General features: G+C 60.0%; 23 protein-coding genes and 2 pseudogenes. 13 read left to right on the top strand and 12 right to left on the bottom strand.

Annotation, left to right across the window (positions count from 1 at the left end; translation table 11 throughout):
* The first annotated feature begins 728 nt into the window (after positions 1–728).
* Positions 729–851 (top strand): hypothetical protein, encoded by a 123-nt coding sequence (locus VSR72_RS21210; protein WP_342954297.1) that lies wholly within the window; start codon positions 729–731, stop codon positions 849–851.
* 53 nt (positions 852–904) lie between these two features.
* Here the strand turns inward: VSR72_RS21210 and VSR72_RS21205 are convergent, their stop codons facing one another.
* Both VSR72_RS21205 and VSR72_RS21200 read right to left on the bottom strand, forming a co-directional pair.
* Positions 905–1,153, bottom strand: coding sequence for a hypothetical protein (locus VSR72_RS21205; protein ID WP_342954296.1), 249 nt, complete (start codon positions 1,151–1,153; stop codon positions 905–907).
* A gap of 194 nt (positions 1,154–1,347) precedes the next feature.
* Positions 1,348–1,737: an NUDIX domain-containing protein gene (locus VSR72_RS21200; protein WP_342954295.1), complete on the bottom strand. Its 390-nt coding sequence runs from the start codon at positions 1,735–1,737 to the stop codon at positions 1,348–1,350.
* A 166-nt stretch (positions 1,738–1,903) separates the two neighbouring features.
* Between VSR72_RS21200 and VSR72_RS21195 the strand changes: the two genes are divergently transcribed.
* On the top strand, positions 1,904–2,251 hold the full coding sequence (locus VSR72_RS21195; RefSeq protein ID WP_342954294.1) for a hypothetical protein: 348 nt from the start codon (positions 1,904–1,906) through the stop codon (positions 2,249–2,251).
* 312 nt (positions 2,252–2,563) lie between these two features.
* Here VSR72_RS21195 and VSR72_RS21190 read toward each other — a convergent pair whose 3' ends face one another.
* The 6 genes from VSR72_RS21190 to VSR72_RS21165 form a co-directional block, all read right to left on the bottom strand.
* Positions 2,564–2,842, bottom strand: a complete 279-nt coding sequence (locus VSR72_RS21190; RefSeq protein ID WP_342954293.1) for a hypothetical protein — start codon at positions 2,840–2,842, stop codon at positions 2,564–2,566.
* Between the two features lie 111 nt (positions 2,843–2,953).
* Entirely contained in the window at positions 2,954–3,112 is a 159-nt protein-coding gene (locus VSR72_RS21185; protein ID WP_342954292.1) for a hypothetical protein, read from the bottom strand.
* Between the two features lie 104 nt (positions 3,113–3,216).
* Entirely contained in the window at positions 3,217–3,414 is a 198-nt protein-coding gene (locus tag VSR72_RS21180) for a hypothetical protein (RefSeq protein ID WP_342954291.1), read from the bottom strand.
* An 87-nt stretch (positions 3,415–3,501) separates the two neighbouring features.
* A complete protein-coding gene (locus tag VSR72_RS21175; RefSeq protein WP_342954290.1) occupies positions 3,502–4,038 on the bottom strand; it encodes a hypothetical protein in 537 nt (178 codons plus the stop codon).
* Between the two features lie 314 nt (positions 4,039–4,352).
* Positions 4,353–4,625 (bottom strand): hypothetical protein, encoded by a 273-nt coding sequence (locus tag VSR72_RS21170; RefSeq protein WP_342954289.1) that lies wholly within the window; start codon positions 4,623–4,625, stop codon positions 4,353–4,355.
* A 15-nt stretch (positions 4,626–4,640) separates the two neighbouring features.
* Entirely contained in the window at positions 4,641–5,282 is a 642-nt protein-coding gene (locus VSR72_RS21165; protein WP_342954288.1) for an MgtC/SapB family protein, read from the bottom strand.
* A 326-nt stretch (positions 5,283–5,608) separates the two neighbouring features.
* On the opposite strand from VSR72_RS21165, the gene VSR72_RS21160 reads away from it, so the two are divergent.
* The 6 genes and pseudogenes from VSR72_RS21160 (at position 5,609) to VSR72_RS21135 (ending at position 11,076) form a co-directional block, all read left to right on the top strand.
* On the top strand, positions 5,609–6,013 hold the full coding sequence (locus tag VSR72_RS21160) for a DUF2384 domain-containing protein (RefSeq protein WP_342954287.1): 405 nt from the start codon (positions 5,609–5,611) through the stop codon (positions 6,011–6,013).
* Entirely contained in the window at positions 6,010–6,531 is a 522-nt protein-coding gene (locus tag VSR72_RS21155; RefSeq protein ID WP_342954286.1) for an RES family NAD+ phosphorylase, read from the top strand. Before VSR72_RS21160 ends, VSR72_RS21155 begins: the two co-directional genes overlap by 4 nt.
* Before the next feature lie 183 nt (positions 6,532–6,714).
* Complete coding sequence (locus VSR72_RS21150; protein ID WP_342954285.1) at positions 6,715–7,356, top strand: Type 1 glutamine amidotransferase-like domain-containing protein; 642 nt, start codon at positions 6,715–6,717, stop codon at positions 7,354–7,356.
* A gap of 343 nt (positions 7,357–7,699) precedes the next feature.
* The gene (locus VSR72_RS21145) at positions 7,700–9,283 is read left to right on the top strand and encodes an EAL domain-containing protein (protein WP_342954284.1); all 1,584 of its coding nucleotides are present in this window, start codon (positions 7,700–7,702) and stop codon (positions 9,281–9,283) included.
* A gap of 242 nt (positions 9,284–9,525) precedes the next feature.
* Positions 9,526–9,921 (top strand): hypothetical protein, encoded by a 396-nt coding sequence (locus VSR72_RS21140; protein ID WP_342954283.1) that lies wholly within the window; start codon positions 9,526–9,528, stop codon positions 9,919–9,921.
* Between the two features lie 506 nt (positions 9,922–10,427).
* Positions 10,428–11,076 (top strand): annotated as a pseudogene (locus VSR72_RS21135) (flagellar motor protein MotB).
* A 1,071-nt stretch (positions 11,077–12,147) separates the two neighbouring features.
* On the opposite strand, the gene VSR72_RS21130 reads toward VSR72_RS21135, so the two are convergent.
* Together VSR72_RS21130 and VSR72_RS21125 are read right to left on the bottom strand one after the other, a co-directional pair.
* Complete coding sequence (locus tag VSR72_RS21130; protein WP_342954282.1) at positions 12,148–12,447, bottom strand: H-NS histone family protein; 300 nt, start codon at positions 12,445–12,447, stop codon at positions 12,148–12,150.
* A gap of 122 nt (positions 12,448–12,569) precedes the next feature.
* Complete coding sequence (locus tag VSR72_RS21125; protein WP_342954281.1) at positions 12,570–12,980, bottom strand: hypothetical protein; 411 nt, start codon at positions 12,978–12,980, stop codon at positions 12,570–12,572.
* Between the two features lie 424 nt (positions 12,981–13,404).
* On the opposite strand from VSR72_RS21125, the gene VSR72_RS21120 reads away from it, so the two are divergent.
* Positions 13,405–13,674, top strand: a complete 270-nt coding sequence (locus VSR72_RS21120; RefSeq protein WP_342954280.1) for a DUF1488 family protein — start codon at positions 13,405–13,407, stop codon at positions 13,672–13,674.
* A gap of 235 nt (positions 13,675–13,909) precedes the next feature.
* Here VSR72_RS21120 and VSR72_RS21115 read toward each other — a convergent pair whose 3' ends face one another.
* The gene (locus VSR72_RS21115) at positions 13,910–14,200 is read right to left on the bottom strand and encodes a hypothetical protein (protein WP_342954279.1); all 291 of its coding nucleotides are present in this window, start codon (positions 14,198–14,200) and stop codon (positions 13,910–13,912) included.
* A 624-nt stretch (positions 14,201–14,824) separates the two neighbouring features.
* Between VSR72_RS21115 and VSR72_RS21110 the strand changes: the two genes are divergently transcribed.
* Together VSR72_RS21110 and VSR72_RS21105 are read left to right on the top strand one after the other, a co-directional pair.
* A complete protein-coding gene (locus VSR72_RS21110; RefSeq protein ID WP_342954278.1) occupies positions 14,825–15,022 on the top strand; it encodes a hypothetical protein in 198 nt (65 codons plus the stop codon).
* A gap of 193 nt (positions 15,023–15,215) precedes the next feature.
* Complete coding sequence (locus VSR72_RS21105; protein ID WP_342954277.1) at positions 15,216–15,530, top strand: hypothetical protein; 315 nt, start codon at positions 15,216–15,218, stop codon at positions 15,528–15,530.
* 284 nt (positions 15,531–15,814) lie between these two features.
* Here the strand turns inward: VSR72_RS21105 and VSR72_RS21100 are convergent, their stop codons facing one another.
* Positions 15,815–16,168, bottom strand: a complete 354-nt coding sequence (locus tag VSR72_RS21100) for a hypothetical protein (RefSeq protein ID WP_342954276.1) — start codon at positions 16,166–16,168, stop codon at positions 15,815–15,817.
* Between the two features lie 1,495 nt (positions 16,169–17,663).
* Between VSR72_RS21100 and VSR72_RS21095 the strand changes: the two genes are divergently transcribed.
* Together VSR72_RS21095 and VSR72_RS21090 are read left to right on the top strand one after the other, a co-directional pair.
* Positions 17,664–18,098 (top strand): HU family DNA-binding protein, encoded by a 435-nt coding sequence (locus VSR72_RS21095; RefSeq protein ID WP_342954427.1) that lies wholly within the window; start codon positions 17,664–17,666, stop codon positions 18,096–18,098.
* Between the two features lie 766 nt (positions 18,099–18,864).
* Positions 18,865–19,005 (top strand): annotated as a pseudogene (locus VSR72_RS21090) (DUF1488 domain-containing protein); the annotation flags it as partial.
* Positions 19,006–19,052 lie beyond the last annotated feature (47 nt).

The following is a 19,052-nucleotide window of genomic DNA, read 5'->3' as shown; positions in this document are numbered from 1 at the left end:
CGGACAATCGACTCACGGGCGACCGCAAGGTCGTCGCGCAGAACAGATTACTTCTGAACCATGACCCCGAACCGCTGGCTGATACTGGGCTTCCTGCTGCTTGCGGCGCTGCTCTGCTTTCTTGTGAAGTTACTCGTCGACGTCGTGATCTGAATGCAGGCCGTCAAGACCTGCTGGTGAGCTTCGGGGGCTCAGGAAATCGTGCCCCGGCAGGTGCAAGGCAATCCACTTCCCTCAAGACACTGCCCCGCCGTCCTGCCGCACCGGCCGGGTTCATCTCCGGAATAGCATCTGTCACCACGCGCCGTTTGTTACGCAGCGTGAGCAGACCGGGACGATGACTAGCGGTTGGGGGATAGACGTCCCTGATCGCGTCGGGCAGCCGCGTTTAGCCTCGACGTGATGCGCGACGCACTTCGCGCAGTCTCCAGCGGCGACGGGATGAACGCGCCAGACGCATGCTGGCTGAGTCACGCGAGTGTGGCTGGTCATGTTTGGTCACAATGGCGCGTTCGTCGGCAGTGTCCGACAGCACGCTCACGTACGGGTCCTGCCCGGGAAGGCATTCACCCTTTCGTGCAGACGGCGCGAAAACGCCGGCCAGTTCAAACAGGATACGTCTTAGCATGTGCTGTGACCCGGATGACCACCGATCCGGACGCCGTTGCCCAGGAGAAATATCAGGCCGGTCTGGGGCCAGCACATCTGGCTGCCTGGAGCCAGCGTCGATGCTGGTTTCCACCGGGATGCAGGAAGTGTTGGCAGCACATGGCGCGATCACGCCGAATACCATTGGAGAATTTCCCGCTGGGCGGATTTTCGCCAGGACAATATTCGATGACAAGGCGTAGTGCGAAATGTCCGTGAAGCGGGTACAGAGGATGTGAGCGGCTCGCGGCACGTACTACCCGGCCGCTCCGGCCCCGTGCAGATCGCTGTCATCGTCCTTTTCAAGGTCGCCGAGCGCCAGCACACGGCTGACATCGCGCGCGAACTCCTCCATGACCGCGAGGCACTCCGCGGTGCCAGCAGAGAAGTCCTCAGGATTCCTCTTGCCCTGAGCCCGCCGGATCGCGCGGATACTGGCCTCAAGCGCCCGTGCTTCCGCCCAGATCGGATCGTTGTCGGGAGATTCTGGTTGTTCGTGCGCCATGCATTGATTTTCTGTGAGACAGGACGGCTCGCATTCAGGGGCAATATCAGGAGCCTCTCGCGGCTCCGAGCCAGCCTGATGGGCGCGCGGCCGGAGCGGCCGGGACTCCCGCTGCCTTGCGACAACAGCCTGGATGTCGAGCCCGGCCCACGACCCGGATCCACGGCTAGCGCGACGCTAGTGCACCAGGCTGACTAAGCGGAGACGAGGCCAGGCGCCGTCGCCTCATGACTGAACAGCAGGTTGATGATCTCGCGCGTCGGCACGCTGGTGATGAGCGTGGCCACCTTTCCGGGGCGAAACCACCGACATCTCACGATTTCATTGCTCGGCACAGGCCTCGCCCCATCGGGCAACAGCGAGAAAAAAACGTGATGCCGTTTGTTCAGGCCTCCGAATTGGAACAGGTAACCCAGATCGCAGCCCTCAAGCATTGTCTCTTCGCTGAGTTCCCGCCGGGCGGCAGCCGCCGGCGACTCGCCCCTCTGGATCGTGCCGCCTGGCAGCGACCATCTTGCCCGCCCGCGTTCGACGAGAAGGACTCTTTCGCGTTGCCAGCACACGACGGTGGCTCGTTCTTTCATGATTCCAGTTTTCACTGCAGGTACTATATTTTTTAGACAATTCGAAACGTTGCGCAGGGAGGCCGATGACCGGGCCTTCACCGGCATGGCGGAGTAACACCTGCGCTTCAAGCGCCAGCAAAACGCTGACGCATCGAGCCCACTATTCTGACGAGGAGAAACGGCTATGAGAACCCGTTCGTCGTTCGAAATCTGTGCGCCGCTAGGCATTTTCGTCATCGCCTGCGCGCTATCCATGCCAACACTCGTTATCGCCATTGTCTGGATGACGCTCGGTGTCTGCTGCCTCGGCTACAGGACGCTTGCGGACTTCCCGACTGACGGCGTGCCGCACAGGTGGCGCCACGGGGTGCGTGGTGGCTGCCTGCTTTTCTATCACCTCGCATGGTGGCCGTGGTACATGCGCCACGAGTTACGCGACTTCGCCACTCAGGCAAAAGTCAGGTTAATCAGGTGCAAGCTGTTCCGCGAACGCATCACATCGTCCAGTCACGAAAGCGACGGAAATCCCTGACACGCTGTAGCAGCAACTTCGTGTGAAGGAGATGCGCCCTCAGTTCGCACAGGGCCGGTGAGGTGTGCTCCCGCGATGGTGCTCGTAAAGCCAGACTAGTGGCACTCGCAGCGTGGATCACAAAGTCATCACCCAATGCGAGCACGACGCATCACCCAGATCAGCGCGGACTAGACGTGGACCGAATATGCGTGCGCGCGAACCACAGCTGCAACCAGGAAGCGGTTGCAGCTCAGGCCGAATCATCCACGAGGACAGCGGACTCAATCGCGTACGGAGGCGTTGCCGTCATTGCGGCTGCCCATTGTCCTCTCAATGCGCCGGGAACGACGATGCGGCGCCGCCTCCTGCCCCAGCGCAAGGGCCAGGCCTCTCAATTCGATCCAGGCGAGCGAGCAGATCCTTTGCCTGCTTCTCAATGTGCACGGGCAGCAAGGGCACGGCCAGAATGGCACGGACTCTGTCCCGCCAGTAGTTCAGGTTGACCATCGCCCCTGTTTCGATGGCGCGAACACTGTCGGCCGAGTGCTCGAGATGGGTGAGCACGCTCCTGATATGCGCCAGATCTCGTTCAGCAAATTCGTCACTCACGATTAGTTCCCCGTTGCCGGTGTCCGGCCTGTTCGTTCTTGTTTGCACCACCTTGCTTTCGACATCGGTTCACCCGCAGTGCAGGGGGAACCTGGCAGACTCTGACGACGCTTATCGACGTGGCCGGCTGCGTTGCCACCACTCATGGTGATCGAGATTGCGCAGTAGATCTGCGCGACGCCGCTCACGGAGGTAGTGCGCAGTCACACCAATCGCGGCGATAACAAGCACGATCGTGCCGGCAGCCATACCCAGCCAGGTTTGGTCCATGTCAGCCTCTCCAGTGACACCCGGATCGCCGCCTCGAGCTTCAGGCGGCACGCATCGTGAATATAGTCCGCCCCGATGACAGACCATCGGCAATGTGCTTGCGCTCAGCGCGCCCGGGCGATCGCGCGCAGGACTGCGTCGCCTCGCGGGGTCACGCGGGGAATCGGCAGGCCCGCTTCTGGCGGTTCGATCTCAATCAACTCGAGTTCTCGAAGCGCGCCGATCTCCAGGCGGTCCGCCTCCATGCGCTCAGGCGCAGACTTCACCAGCATCAACGTGGCGAGTTCGTGGGGGCTCAGCATGGCATTCCCTTGCGTTGGGACGTTGAGAAATAAAACCGTATCCAGCAGCGATCCGGCCGGGAACGGCTATGCAGATGACGGGCTACGTCAGCGCGACTGACTTCGCCGCTTGCGGCCTGTCGACACCGCGGCAGCGACGGACTCCGCTTCCTTGCACGTGGTGTCCTGCAGGGCAGCGGGAGCCATCGCGGCGACGGAGCAACCGGAATCATCGGAAGACGGACTGGCCGCCGTCATCATGGCGTCGGTGATCCTCAGGCTCCTGGCGATCGCAGCGATAGCCGCTGTCGCGTGCCGGACCGTTTCGACATAGCCATCAAGGGCAAGCCGGTTCAGCGCGGCCGACGTCTGCAGCGTCATGTCCATCACCGCGCTGGTGTGCGCGGCGAACTGCGCAGCAACCGGCGGCAATGTGCCGGCCCGATTCCAGGCAAAGGGGTCCAGCGTCTTCGGCGGTTGCGTGCTTTCGCGATGGTTCTCTGCGCCCGCGAGCAGCGCGCCGTACATCGAGACGTTCAACCGCGCGAGTTCACTGAAACCGGCAACCAGATGGCCGGCCAGAATGGGGAACGCAGCCGCACAGGCTGCAGTTGTGGCAAATGATTGCTTCTCAGGACTGCTCACGAATTGGCTCCGGGTGCTCACCAACAGGCGTGGCCGCTGCCACCGCGGCCGATCGTCGGCATGCCGGCGTCCGCGAACCTGCGCTGCGCGACGCCCCGCCGATCAATCTAGAGGCATCATTCTAACTTTGTTAAATCCGCGCCATTATTACAAAATATTCAGGATTTTCCCCAATATGTGGGAGCGGGCTGGTCGTGGTGACGGGTCACGACGTCGGATCGATGCGCGGTCATCGAGCGCTATCGCTTGGTGCACCCCGAGGTTGTGAGCGCACCGGTTTCGACGTTCCACCCGCACGACGGATCGCACAGTGTTCAATGCCGGTCATCGCTGAAGAGGTCATCAACGATCTTGCGCGCGGCGCTATATCCGCCCATGAGCGCGTCGGCCTCCGTTGCGAAGGGCCGGCCGCCCGCTTCTCCGAAGCGCAACGGCGAAAAGACGGCGAGCGTGCCCGCTGCCTGATATATCCTGACGACGGCGACATAGCCCGGTCGGGTCGGCTCGAGCTTCTTCGGTCCGATGCTGATATCGGACTCAACAGAGATCTCAAGCGTAAAGCCTTCATAATCGTAGCTTCGCGTCATGACTGTCTCCCCGACTTACTTCTCGCGACGACACTCGCGCACTCCCGACATCGATTCGAGCCGCGCGCAGATTGCTGGGAATTCGCTCGCCGTCACCCGCGACAGTGCGATCTGCACATCATCGAGATCGGCGTCATCCTCCGACTGCTGCACGATGAACTGCTTGACGCGAACACTGCCCGTGCCGAGTGCCTGGTGGACAGTATCCAGCGAGACAGTACCGCGCTCAACCAGCAGTTGTATGGTGCGCTGCTGACGCACGGAAATACAGCGCCGTTCCAGCGGCTTCACGCCGATCAGAATGATCATGATGATGGCCGTGGCGCCAATCGCGGCCGTGTACATGCCGCCTCCCACTGCCAGCCCGATTCCCGCGACCGACCAGAGGCTCGCCGCTGTCGTCAGACCGCGCACCACTTCGCCACGCAAAAGTATCGACCCCGCGCCAGGAAAGCCAATACCAGAAACCACCTGGGCGGCGACCCGGGACGGATCGAGCACGACGTTCTTCTCGCCCAGCACGTCAGCAAATCCAAACGCCGAAACCAGCATCATCAACGCGGCCCCGACACAGACGAGCATCTGTGTGCGCAGACCTGCTGCCCAGTTCAATCGCTCGCGCTCAAAGCCGATCACGCTTCCGAGGAGTGCTGCCATCAGCAGGCGTGCTAGCCACGGGCGGACTGTCACTCGATCGGCGCTTTCGCCTTGAAAGCGGACGTCGGCCAACCGCGAGGTCGATTGACCGAGTGGGGTCGACGATACGATCCATTCACTCTCTCCGGACGGCAACGTTCCCTTAATCAGCAGCCGACTGAACCATCCCTCGTTCGCTGCGGGCTCGGGATCCAACGACCGGCCCTTTGATTGCCGCCAACCTGCGAGCCTTTGGCATTAATCAGGGACGCATGATTGCTCCCCGCACTTGCCCTTCCAGTCAGATGTGCTATAAATGTGCATATTGTGTGCAAAAAGGTATCAACATGGTCACGGCCACCAACGAGCGACCTCTCCCCGGCGCCAGCTTTGAGCAGTTCATGATGTCCCTGCGGGACCCCGACAGCGCGGCCCCCATCGTTTCGGCACGTCGCTATGTCGATGCCCTTCATATCGATCTGCAGACACTGGCCAGCCAGGCGCATGTCCATCGCAACACGATCAGCCGCATGCCCGGCGCCGAAAGCGTGCAGCGCTTCCTGCGGGAAGCCCTGCGCGTCATTCGCGCGGCCACCGATGTCTCCGGCGACGTTTCGAAAGCGCTTTTCTGGTATCGCAACGAGCCCCTTTCCGTATTCGGCTACAAGACCGCCGAGCAGCTCGTTTCCGAAGGTCGCACGGAAGACGTGCTGCGTTATGTGGCGTCGCTCGAGGCAGGCGCCGCCGGATGATCCTCAGCGACCTCAGTGGCATTACGGCCTACCGGATGCTCGTTCCGAAGTGGGCGGTTGCACCAACCAGTGGGGCCGGCGCCGGGCGGCATGGCGGACGGGCCAACCGCATAGGCGTGAACACGCTCTACCTGTCGCTTGATGTTGAAACGGCCGTACGCGAATACCAGCAGGTGTCCCCGCTCCTTCCACCGGGAACGCTTGTCAGTTACCGTGTCTGCGCGATTCCGGTTGTCGACTTCACGCGGGGTTACGCGCCGGGGACGTGGGACCCGCTCTGGGAGGACTTCTACTGCGACTGGCGCACGATCTGGTTTAACGAGCGAACTGAGCCACCGAGCTGGGTACTGGGGGACGCAGTCATTGCGGCCGGCGCGAAAGGCATTCTCTTTCGCTCCCGGCTTTCGCCCACAGGAATTAACCTCGCGCTCTACGTGGACGAGCTCGATTCCAGCGACAGCCTCGAGGTCCACGACCCCTCAGGTTCTCTGCCTCACAATCAGTCATCGTGGGAATGACGGCTCCTGCAGACCGGAATCATTCTGACCGCCATAAATCATCGAAAAATGCCAGCGGCAGCGCAGTGCTACTGCCGCGAAGGCAAACCGAAGGAATGTGGCGACGAGGTTTGATGCAAACATCGAATCGATGTTGGGCACGGAGCATCGCAACGGCGTCTGCCGATATGTGGAGAAATCGCTGTGCGCGTGTACCTTTCATCATTCGATGTTGGCGCGATGCCCGAACAGCTTGTGCACCTCGTCGGCGGTCAAATGCGAGCTGCAATCATCGTCAATGCACTTGATCATCGTGACGCAGCAAGGACGCTGTGGCTGGAGAGTCAGGCAACGAAGCTTCGGGCGTTGGGCTTCCCGGTGCAAGAACTCGATCTCAGGCAGTTCTTCGGAGAACGGGATCGCATGGCAAAGGCGCTACAGCAGTTCGATCTCGTATGGGTCAACGGCGGCAATGCCTTCATACTCCGCAGGGCAATGAAGCAAAGCGGATTCGATGTCGTGATTGCCGATCTTCTGGAATGTGACAGGATCGTCTATTCAGGGTTTAGCGCAGCAGCGGTCATCGCCTCGAGCACGCTTCGCGCACTTGATTGCGTCAGCGATCCCGCTGAAGTTCCGCCAGCATACGATCCAGCAGTGGTACGGGAGGGCCTTGGACTCCTGCCATTTTCCCTCGTCGTACACTTCGATTCAGATCATCCTGAGTCGGCTGCAGTCGGCGGGGAAGTCGATTTTTACGAACGACATCAGATGCCGTATCTAACGTTGAGTGACAGCGAGGCGTTTGTGATGGACGGCATGCGAAGCGAAATCGTTGGCCAGTAACGTAGGCGCCGTCGGGAATGAATGCTCTCGGAGTGAACGCGTGCCTCATTCGGCGTCGTCCTCCGCCGCGCGCATCGTAACGAGGCTCACCCGTCTATGCTCAACGCATGAATCAGGATCCGAGCATGAACTACCTTTCGTGGGTTGATCGCAGCGGACGTTCGAACCTTCGGTTGCCACCAGATATCCGCCACCAGGGCCGTTTAACAAGCGATAGCTGAAAACCCCGCTCGTGACGCGCAGTGAATCTTCCGGGGATTGCGGAAAATCAGGCAGCGTGAAGTATGCTGGTTACTCCCGCGGTGAGATGCCTCCTTTCGAGTGACCCACGCAAGCGATCACCATGACAATTTCACGCGCTGCAGCCCACGTATTGATTTACGTTGCCGTAATCGTTGCAGGAGTCGTACCGGTTGCCCTGGCAGCCGGATTGAGCTACCACCAGGCGTTGCGCGAACAGGAACAGCGTGCAGACATCATCGCATCGGAGGTGCTTCGCAGGGCGCAGGCCATCAGCGAGCAGATCGCCCGCGCAAGGGCCGTGCTGGAGAGCGGGGCTGCAGACGTCCCCTGCTCCCCGGCCAATATCGCGCTGATGCGGAAACTGGCGATGGGCTCCAGCTATCTTCAGGCCGTCGGCTATATCCGTCATGACCGCCTGCTCTGCTGGTCGTACGGAAACCTCGGCAATGGAATTCCGGTCGGTCCACCTGACTACCTCAGTAGCAGAGGCGCCTGGATTCGCAAGGCCGTGGAGATACCAGATGGCAACAACAGGAGGTTCCTGATCATCACGGAAGTGGACAGCGGCTACGCGAGTCTTGCACTGCCTGATCTGGTGCTGGATGTCGGGCGGGACTACCCCGATGTCGCGATCGGGTTGGTCGCCATATCGAAAAGGACCCTGATCTTTGGGCGTGGCCAGTTCGATGTGCATCGCCTGCCGCAGTTCACCCGCGGCCAGCAGGAACTCACATGGGTCGACAGCCAGTACGTCGGCGCAATCAGGGGGTCGACCACCCACGACTACGCTGGAGTCGCACTGGTTGCGTCACGGACGTTGCAGGGTGCCTGGCTGGACGCTGCACTCTGGATGGTCCCCGTTGGTGCGATTGTCGGCTGCGCATTCAGCCTACTCACCTTGATGCTGCTCAGGCAACAGACCAGCATGCCGGCCCGGCTTGCCAGGGCGATGCGCGGCAATGAACTGTTTCTCTTCTATATGCCTATCGTGGATCTGGCCACCGGGAAATGGGTCGGTGCCGAAGCCTTGCTACGCTGGCGCCATCACAATGGAGACATCATCGGCCCCGATACGTTTATTCCCGTCGCCGAGCAACACCGCCTGATGGGCAGATTGACGGCAAAGGTGCTCGACATCCTGGCGGCAGACGTCCGTAAAACGCAGCTACTTCGCTCGGGCATCTACATTTCCGTCAATCTTTCGGCCGCGGATTTTACCGATCCAACGATTGTTGGCAAGCTCCTCCGGACGCAACAGGAATCCGGGTTGAACAAGCTTGTGGTGGAGGTAACCGAGCGGGATTTTCTGAACGTCGAGCTAGCCCGGCAGACCATCGAACAACTGCGTGAGCGCGGGATCCGCATCGCGATAGACGACTTCGGCACCGGCTATTCGAGCCTGTCGTATCTTGGCGCATTGGACGTGGACTATCTGAAGATCGACAAGTCCTTCGTATCGACCATCGGAACTGGCGCAGTCACAAGCCATGTCGTCAGGTACATTATCGAGATCGCGAAGGACCTGGGCCTTACCGTGATCGCCGAAGGCGTGGAGACCCACGCGCAAGCTGACTATCTAAGGACGAGCGGTGTCCAGTACGCTCAGGGCTGGCTTTTCGGGAAACCGATGCCGGCGGATCAATTGGCGTCCGTGTTGCCACATGCAGATAGCGTCACGCTGTAAGTTAGAGTTGCATACTCATGTTTGAGCGAATGTGACAACCAGTTGCCCTGTCAATGTATTGCCTGCGGCGGTCAACCGTCCACTCTCGACGAGCCCGAGAGACGCGACACGCTCGGAACTGGGACGCAATGCGTCAGGGTTATTCAATGTCGCAAGGACTCAGTCTACGGACGGCACCGGGTCAATTGACGGCTAACCCGACGAATCAATCTACCTGGCGAGAAGACTCAACGAATGGACGAATGCCAATGAGTGTGTGTTACAGCCCGATAGCATTTCAGAGAGCAGCAATCATCATCTTTGCCGCATTCGCGAGCCTGGCGGCATCCTCCGCGGACGCAGGAGGGGCGGAGGGATGTCGCCGGCTTGCCAGGGATGCCGGTGGTCCCGACGACAATTTCAGGCCACCGCTTTCCGCAACGGTCACCGGTTCGGGACGGGCATATTTCTATTCGGCCCCAGCCACTCAGTGTATTTCAAAACGCACGTTCCTCGTTCCCGGCGACGCGGTCACGGTCTACAAGCCGTATAACAAGTGGTATCAGGTGATGTACGTGAACAGCAAAACCGGCGAGGATTTTGAAGGATGGGTGGAGGAAGGACGTCTGCGTCTGCGTGACCACCTGGGCGGCGACTAGCCGTAGCGCCCGGTTTCGAGACCAAAGGTGGCGTTTTAGCGGTTCGCAGGTGAAGGCGCGATCGCCCAATCGCTGCCGTACGATAGGCGAGGCGCCTACGCGAGTCCCATAGGGGACCATGAGCTGGGTTTCGGCTTCGCGGCACGCGGCGGCGTGCGTTGTGGTTACGGTGAGAATAGTCCTCTGGATATGGACAACGCTAAATATTACTGATACCTTACACGAAGGTTGCGTCCAGACCCCGCAACCTCCAGCGCCTCCCAGGCTGGAAGACAAAGCTTAAGGCCGCCGCATTCACTCAGAATCGGCGGCCTCTTTTCATCATGCAGAGCGCAGCGGTGCGTGCTGCGCGTCAAGATGTCCGGCCAGTTCAGCTGCATTGCGTGGGCCGCTCACGGGGCGGTTATCAGACTGATTCTCCCTTTGGTGCCGCTGCAAGACGGGCGGCTTGCAGAACGAAGCGAACGTATGGGCGCTGGACACCACGCGCGCGAACTGACCCGCCCATGTACTCCGAAAAAGATCTGCCGCTCACGGCGCAATTCGATCACGACGATGACGAAGGCCGGAGAATCGAGTTCCGGCCGTTGGCTCATTTCGTACGCGGACCTGATCACGACGCTGATGATGCTGTTCCTCGCGCTCTATGCGATGCAGCTCGCAAAGCATAAGGAATCCGAGATAAGAGCGGCGGCGCAACCCGCAAGCGCTGCAGCACACGTGGAGAACACGCCAGCCGTCGATCAGGCGCTGCTCGCCTCGGTCGAAACGCTGCGCCAGCGCGGCGAGATCACGATCGTGCCCGCGGCGCGCGGCGTGGAGATCGGTATCAACGCGAAGATCCTGTTCAACGCAGGACGCCGCGTTGCTGCCCGAATCGCTCGGCGTGCTGGGCCGCATTGCGGAGGTACTGAGCGCGGCGCCCGCGGGCAATATCCTCGTGGAGGGGCACACCGACAGCACACCGATCTCCAACGCGAAATACGCGTCGAACTGGGAGCTTTCTTCGGCGCGCGCGGGTGCCGCGGTGCCCGCGGCATCGAGCCTCACCGGCTCGCTGCCATCGGCCGCGCCGACAATTTCCCGCTCGTGGCGGGAAACGAACCCGCGAGCCGCGCGTTGAACCGGCGCGTGACGTTAATCGTGCAGCGCTGAGCCCGGAAGCGTTGCCACAATTGTCATGCGTGTAAGCCACACAGCCGATTCCTCAGGATTAAGCAGCTCGAACGTCGCCGTTCTGGGCTCGCCTTGGCACTTGCTCGCAGCAGACCCGGACGGACAGGCCAATACCTTTGCGCCGGCCTTCCCGATATCACCGGGCTCGCTGAAGGGATCATTTTCGACGAAGCACGGTCGAAGCCTTGATCATCACCACAGTGTAGCGAAACCCAACGTCGACCCAGCCGGCCTTCTGACTGCCCGTCGCTGATGAATTGATCGAAAACTGGTAGCCGAATTGCACGTACAGAGTTCCAGCGCGCGTCGAGTCTCGCAGTTACGCCTGCGGCTAAATCCATGTGCGTAACCTGCTACGCGAGCGGGAGCTGGTCCGTACCCGCGTAAATCGTCGTTGCGTACGCGCCCCAGCCGCGCCCGACTATTGGTGGGAGATAGCGCGGCCACACGCGTCCGTTGGCTCGCCCATATCTCAACCGGAATTCAGACATACCCGACAGCCAGCTGAATAAAGCGCCTGCCGGTCCTCTCGGATTGTCGGCAGGCGTGAGGTGTGGAAATGGTCGCGAGCATCTCCGGTGAGCTGGAAACGCCGGATCAGGCGCTCCAGATCGGAAAACTAGCAAACATCACGCTCGCCGTAAACCGTCGCCCAACTGACCTTGCTACGGGTCGTCAAGCGCGGAGGCGTTGGGGCGATCTCCACCCGAAACAAGCGCGGCCGCCTTACGACGCATGCCAGCCTGCAAAGCTCGCACATAGTCTTCTCAAGGCAGGTTTCGCGTTCGTGGCGGTTCAGCGTAACGAGGTATCGTCTCATCCGCCAATTTGCGCGACCTGCGCTCAATGATTCGGGCGGCAGCTTTACCCGAGCGACGTCCTCGTTGCCACATCGGATTGTTCCCGAAGACAAGAAGCGTTCGCGCGATTGAATGGGAAAACGCTGGATCGGCGGCAACTACCGCAAGGAGCCTGCTGCGCGAAGGGCACCTCCAGTGAGCCCGCAACCTCCAAACGCCGGCCTGCCTGGCGCCGTATCGCTGCGAACGTTCAGTCGCGGATCAGATACCTGTCGCGGTTTTTCGCATCTTTTATCCAGTTAGGCGCGCGCCCCCTACCTGACCACGTTGCTCCGCTCCTGGGGTCGCGATATTTCGCTGGCGCAACACCGACAGAGGACGTTGCACGCGCGCCCCGCCTGCGTCCAAAGATATCCTGCTCAGTAAATCCATAGTCAGCGACCTTGGCCCGGATGTCCGCAAGCACCTCCTCGAACTCTGCCGCCCGTGCTGCCGCCGCCTGTGCCTCGAGCGCAGCCATTTGCGCTTTGAGTTCCCTGAATGTCGCCAAGACTCTCCTCCTTCGTCTATAAAACATAACAGCGATCATAGCTCGACTCGATCCAGTGCGATCGCGAGCTTGCTCTCTCGCGAAGTCGACTCGCGTCTCTATTGCATCGCATTCCTTGCCAATTAATTCAGACCTGGCAGTTCTGTCCTCCACGAGGCACCGCTGGCCCTCAACGCCGACTCGCCATCCGTCTGCTGCTTGATTGACGCTTCAATGAGAGCGCGCAATGGTACGGCCGAATTCGGCTTGCGCACGGCGGCGAAAGCAAACCCGACATCCTTTGGCGTCCGGAGGGTCATTGCCCGACGCGAAGATGATCTGCAGCGCAAATGTTGTGACTTCCTGCTTTGCACTGTGACCTGCGCGGCGAGAGCCGAGAAGCAATGCTGCGCAATGTTGAGAACGTGGAGCAACTGCAGAAGCAATTCGAAGTCGCCTGAATCTCCCCGAGTTATTGCATTCGACTGGTCGTCGAATTTCCCCTTCGCCGTGACATAAGCATCGTACGCGGCCTGCAGATCGTCTGCTTCCATTACGTATGCCTCCGATAATTCGAGGGAACTTTAGCAGGAAGCATATCTTTATCTACAAAACGCCGCCGACAACCGATCCAATGGACGACCGATAACAAGAAAACAAAGGATCTCTGAATGACGAAATCGAAATCAATCGCATTCGTCGCTTGTCAGTTTGTTGCCGGCTGCCTGATATTCATACGCACATCGCCGCCGTGCTCCAGCAGATGACCTCGCCTTCCAACGCCTCGGCGCGTAACCAGGCTTGAGTAGCGTCGGCGCCAACTGCACCGGCAGTCAGGTGCAAACGGCATTTGCTCCCTTGTCCGCAGCCGGATGCGGCAAGCACCACGGTACAACATACTCACTGCGCCGATACCCGAGACGCATAACATGTGCAAAAATCATTGTGACCTCAACCAGAGCGCTATCCTTGCCGCCTATGGAAACCGCCGAACTTGAACCGCAGGTGCTCGCCAATCGCCTCGGCGTTGAGTTTTATCTCGTGCGCCAGAACAACACGATTGGATGCGTGATCACGATCGCGGCACTGGAAGCGCATTTCTGGCTCGAGCCACGCGCTAGTGACACCCGCATCCTCAAGACGTTTCGCGATGGCTACGGCCGCATCTGCGCGATGGCCGAACGGAAGTGGCTCGCACGTCCCGCGACACGCCTCGAGCTGACGCCGGCAGATTTCGCGCGCCGCTGAGACCTCCACGTTGGCACGCTGGCTACTGCGTCCGCCGCATCCGGGCATTGGGCCGGGCCCGTATAAGGCCCGAAAGACCCGGTGTCCACTCGTACCAGCCGAACTGGTGCTGACGTCTTACGTGCGCCGCGTCACTCAGATCAAAGGCACGATCGCAGTGCACCGATCAGGTCCGGGGATCCGGCCTGCCGACCTTCAGTACGTGGTCGCGTTCCTGGGCAGGAGACGAGCGCCCTCACCCGGCAACGGTAGAGTCGTCAGGGAAAACGTGAAGCAAGGTTGCCACGACCCAGGACTGCGCATTCAGCCGCCATGCGACTTCTTTCAGATCCGAAGTCGAAACCGCCACGAAAATAACCGTCACTTCGTCGACGTTGTGCTTGCTGCTGCAATGAACCCTGGCCCGTCGCGCGTACGCGGCATACGGGCCAATGGCCTGCCATACCGGAACAATCCTCAACTGGCCGGCAGCAGCCTGCACAGTCAGGCTCGTCACTGCGCCTGAACGTTCAGATATATTGGCCATCGGTGGAGGTCTCTCAGCTTGTGTCCTGTTTGGGCAGGGAGCCTGATGCCAGTGCGCTTCCAGGCACTGCGGCGCGCAAAACGCACGCTCGCAAAACCGTACCCTGCTGCACGTCAAGATTATATTGCCGCCAGATTCTCCTCGCGACTAAATAGTTGCCTGCGTCATAGACGCCTCTTTCAACACGAACAGATTTGCAAAAAGCATTACCATTTAAATCGAACCTTGCCGGCCTGAAATTTCAGATTACGTGGAGGCGTTGTGCCGCGACGAACCGACGGGTGACCGCATTCCACTGGCTGAATCATGGTCTGACTATTCGCAATGCACGATCCTGGCACCCACACTATCGCGAAGGTAATGTGCGTCAAACCGCGCATCGGATGCGGGTCGCGTCGCGATGCGAATGCGGCCAACAGGTGCTCTATCAAGGATAGGGCTCCATACTTTCTTTTCATTCGTGACGCATCGATTTCCGAATTAACATTTGGGTTCCGGCCTTGAAGGCTTCGAATTCGCAAGGTCGGAAAAAAAGACCTGGAATAATTCAGACTTGCTGGCGCGTCATCGGTAATAGATGCTCGCAGTCAACGTCCAATCCAGAGAAAATACGGAGACACGTAAATGCTAAGCCCTCACGAATTCGCTACCCTGATGCTGGTCAAGGCCGCGCCCGAGCAGATTGATCTGGACCGCGAAGAGCTTGACACCCTGCTGGAACGCCAGCTGGTCGCTCTGGAACAACTCGCGTCCGGAGGCCAACGTCCACGCCTTACCCTTGACGGTGACTCGGTGCTTCAGGCGGTCGCCGGTAAACGCTGAGCGTCAAATCGTCCGCGAACCTTTTCAGGATCGCACTGGGCGTACGCGCTCATGTCACGCGTATCACCATGGCTATGCTTGCAGTCGATTCCGGAGCTATTCCGCAGGCCGGAGGTACCTTGACCGGTCGCCTGCAGCCATCGGTCATGCGCGTTCCACGCGGGGCGCGCATCGTCCATCGAAGTGGAGGCATATGCATCCAAACGACCAGGTGGCGCAGGAACTCGCTCACATCCGCGCCATGATTTTTCAGCTTGAGCATCTGCTTTTGGAGGACGATTCGGCGAACCCAGTGCCAGTGATGTCGCCGGACTACTGGCGCGCGCGGATCAACGGTGTGCGAGGTGCCCCGGGGTTGCCTGCAACCCTGGTGGACGAGGCGCATGCTCTGTTGGTCCGACTGGACGCACTACGTCGGAAATCAGGGAAATGCTGCCTGCGTGGGAACCGTATCCGCACGCCCGACTCGCCGAAATCGATAAACAGAGGGGTGACCGTTCGGGAATAGCGTGGCGGCCCGCATGGTCCTTCGTTCTCTCGGGAAAGCACACTCGTCGCATCCGTCAGACGGAAGATGTGGGCTAATGACGCGCCTCTTCGTATCTGGCGTCATGAATGTGCCTGGATTGCCGCTCTGGCGATCTACGTGATGGTCGAGAAAATGCTTCTGCGAGTGCGATGGATTCCTTTCGTGCAGGGAGTGCCATTGGAGTTGCGGCAAGCTTGTAGAGTCATTGGCCACGACAAGTCCGCGAAGCGCAGCTGTACCGCTGACCCGTTTCCGTGCGGCGCTCAGGCGCCGTCCATCTCACCGTCATCTTCCTTGGCTTCCAACGAGCAGGCGGTCGTGGCGTGGTTCAGTTCCGCCAGATCGAGCATTAACAGCAGGCTATCGATTTCGCCCAGTTGACTGATGTTGACACGGCCGCTATCAAACAGGCTATGCAAACGCTTGCGCCAGTAGCTGGCAGGAAACGCTGGACCAGTCAGCCGTCCGCTCAGTGATATCGATATCGCGTGCCGGATATGTGCGATTTCCTGATCAATCAGGTTCGACACGGTGTGTCCGACGCGAAGATGTTCCCCGTTTGGCTTCTTCATTTTGGCACCGCTTCCCACTGGCTTGTTGGTGTTACCGGAAAACATGGGCTAAATACACGATAGCAGTTCGGCGTCGCGCGCGCTGCGCATGTGCCCCATCCACTGCTCCGGGCATCGCCCTAAACGTTGAAAAGCTGGGAGAAACGATTCCTGATCGCACCTTTGTAAGCAGCGCCCAGCCCGCATACTCTGCTCTACGGTCCGGTCGCTGCGGAACGATCGGATCGGCCCCCTCGCCAGCGCACTCGCGCTGGCGCTTTTTTCGATCGGCTCCATACTAACGCTTTTTCAGCAGTTGTTTTTTCCGGGTGGCGGTCGCCCTTCCAGTTCTCACGCATTGCCAACCGCGTAGCCTCTCCCGCCGATGCGATCGCACGGACTGTCGCTTCCCGCGAGCCCGCCACTATCGCGACATGGCGCCCGGGAAACCCTGCGCCTGGCTCACATCCCCAGGCACAGCCTGACGCCACTCATTTAGTTTGACTATATTTTGTCAAGGCCACCAGCTTACCAACTGGAGTACGTGGACTGAGCGTACTCGATCAGCCGGGGGCAGAGAACACGGAAGCAGGCGGCGTAAAATACATCGGGTGTCACGCACTCCTCCGCACCCGGCTGGCCCCGCCTCCGGAAACACCATACTGATCGACAGGATAACCAGCGTCGTCAACGAATATGACTGCATGATCGGAGCAGTCCGCCTCGAAGTCTTCATGCGTGCCTGTGATCAGGCATCAACGGTCTGGCATGAGGGGAAAACCAACGCGCGCGGTCGGCGGATGACTGAACCCCACGATGCTCGACGTCCCGCGGCCGGACATCGATCTGGCGCCTTGGTTTTTATGATTGCAATGGACAACGAACCGCGAACCGGCGCGACGTTCAGTCTGCCGTATCCGGCCTCGGTGATGAAGCCGACAAGTCCTGCTATCTCCCGCAGGTAAACGAAGAGCGCGCGATCATCCTCGCCTGCGCGTACGCGCGCAAGGACGAGGCGTGTGCGTAGCACGAACTGCGCAGCGTCCATCGCGGGCAAGACGTCGGGCGGGACCTTGCAGAAGTGCTCGTGCGTTTCGACGAGACGGGGTAGATGGGAAATTTTCGATCCCCCCCAACTACTGTCCGGTATCGGGGTGACGCCGCCATTGACCCAGTTTTGCGATCCGCTCAACGTCTGGATGTTCGCCGGGACGCTGCTGCGGTCGGGTCCGCGTGAAAACACCGCAGTTCGCCCGGAGGCTGGCGCTCCTCTTCTGTCTACCTGGGAATCCTGAAAAAGCTCACCTTTCGCCTCATTTCGACGCTCGAAAGCCAGACGAAATGTCCGGCAGGTCGGGCACGCATGGAACCACGGATCCCACAGTCATGACGGAAATGTGCACACATGGAAACAGGAATCCCGAAGAAGTGACATTTGAGTACGCTTTTTAAGATGTTTTCTTGACACACGAATCGCGAAGCATCATAGAATGCGCGTACTTGCCGCACAAAAAATGAAGTGGCAAGCGCCTCCCAACTCGAAAGTGAGTCATCGACGACTATGGCAAAGACTGCATCGAAGGCTGCGGAAAAACCCGCAGCAGAGAAGGCTGCTGCTCCGGCGACCAAGGGTAGCGCAGCGAAGGCAGCAAATGGTACGGTGAAAAAGGTGGTCGCGGGCGCACCGGTCAAGGATAAATTCACCAAAGCGTCGCTCGCGACACACGTCGCAGCAGCAGCGAACGTCGAGCCGAAGGCAGCGAAGGCCGTGCTTGCAGCGCTCGAAGACACGATCCTTGGCGCCGTCCACAAGAAGGGGGCGGGTGAGTTCACGCTGTCGGGTATTCTAAAGATCAACGTTCAGCAGGTGGCGGCGAAGAAGCGTCGTTTCGGCAAAGACCCGTTCACGGGCGAAGAGCGCTGGTTTGACGCGAAGCCTGCCACAGTCCGGATCAAGACGCGCGCGCTGAAGAAGCTCAAGGACGCGGCAGCGTAAGGTGCGCTATCAGGCCTGCTGCATTTCTGATAGCAGGCCTTCGGCGGCTCCAGAAACGGAGCCCGCTGTTTCAACCTCCCGTCCGGCAAGTGTGCGCCACATCGTACTACCCGCCGCCCGCCCCGATTCGCCGTTTTGAGCCTTGCCAGTCATCGCGCCGCCGCAGGAAGCGAGCCTTGCGATTTGTTCCGGCCTGTCATGCGCTCACTGGACTACGGCCACCTATTCGACATCCTGAATAAGCTCACCCTGGCTAGTGTGGCTTGTGCCGTATCCATTGCCAGACACGGCAACACAACTGTCCTGCAGGCAGACGCGATCCGTTCCGCTTCCGCCCTGATGCATGAAGGCAACATCGATCTCGCGCAAACGCCCGCCGTGACATGGCCATCACCGGGGACGAAGGTTGCGTCGAGCTGCTCGCGCTATCTGCAATCCTCGCAAAGTTGATGAAGACTTGGCGCCGCCGAAGAGGATGGAATCGGGCCCACGGCGCTCAGCGCCCGCGAGTTCCGGGCTTGAATTCGGCTACCGTGCGTTGCTGGTGACTTGCCTGAGCTGACATCAATGCAGTCGTCGCGGCCGCGTGCCCGACCAGTGCCGCATTCTGTGGGTGACCTGATCCGTTTGTGCGACCGCGCGATTGGATCGACACCGCCATGACAGATACGACGCGAGCACTTGCAGATCTACTGCCGGTTACCCGAAATACAGAACTTGCGCAAAAATCATTCTGACCTGATCCAACGCGTTGTCCTTGCCGCCTATGGAAACCGCCGAACTTGAACCGCAGGTGCTCGCCAATCGCCTCGGCGTGGAGTTCTGTCTCGTACGCCAGAACAGTACGATCGGATGCGTGATCACGATCGCGGCGCTGGAAACCTATTTCTGGCTCGAGCCACGCGCAAGGCTTTCCTGCCAGCGACGATCGCACCGGACGCTTCATCGGCGCCT

This window comes from Paraburkholderia sp. JHI869, from assembly GCF_038900775.1.
GTDB lineage: Bacteria > Pseudomonadota > Gammaproteobacteria > Burkholderiales > Burkholderiaceae > Paraburkholderia.
The sequence above is the reverse complement of the archived record's forward strand: the minus strand, read 5'-3'. Positions and strand labels throughout refer to the sequence as shown.